The sequence below is a fragment of the Nonomuraea deserti genome, from assembly GCF_004348685.1.
Classification (GTDB): Bacteria; Actinomycetota; Actinomycetes; order Streptosporangiales; family Streptosporangiaceae; genus Nonomuraea; species Nonomuraea deserti.
In genome coordinates, this window is sequence record NZ_SMKO01000454.1 from 1 (window position 1) to 488 (window position 488).

The 488-nt window shown below is 52.0% G+C and carries 1 protein-coding gene; it reads left to right on the plus strand.

The features are described 5' to 3' along the window. Positions 1 to 488, plus strand: a 488-nt coding sequence (locus tag E1292_RS56390; RefSeq protein ID WP_220447479.1) for an acyltransferase family protein, incomplete at both ends; no start/stop codon positions are given.

The following is a 488-nucleotide window of genomic DNA, read 5'->3' on the forward strand; positions in this document are numbered from 1 at the left end:
ATCCTGTTCTACGCCGTGTTCACCGTGGCGATGTGCATAAACTATCGCTACCGTAGCTTCCTGTGTGCACTGATTTTTCTGGCCTCCAGCGTGGGCTTTCAGCTGTATTACAACGGCAGTTTTACCTTTTCCTCTCAGGTTTCGCCTGATATGGCGGTGACGCACTGGTGGCAGGCGTGGATCAAACTTATCAGCAATACCATCTGCATGGAGTTTATCTTAGGGATGATGCTGGCTGAATTAATCGTCAGACAAAAGCTCCCTGAGCTGAATCCTCAGATACGCAGAATACTGCAGGTGGGGCTGGTACTGGCGTTTGCGACAGCGCTGATGATTGGGCCGCAGCCGTTTGGCCTGCATGGCGGTTTCTGGCTGGCGGCGGCCATTATGAGCATCACGGTGATGCTGGGTTACCGCACGGAAAGTGGTCATAACCGTACGCTGATCTTCTTTGGCGATATCTCGTATTCGCTCTATCTCATCCACTA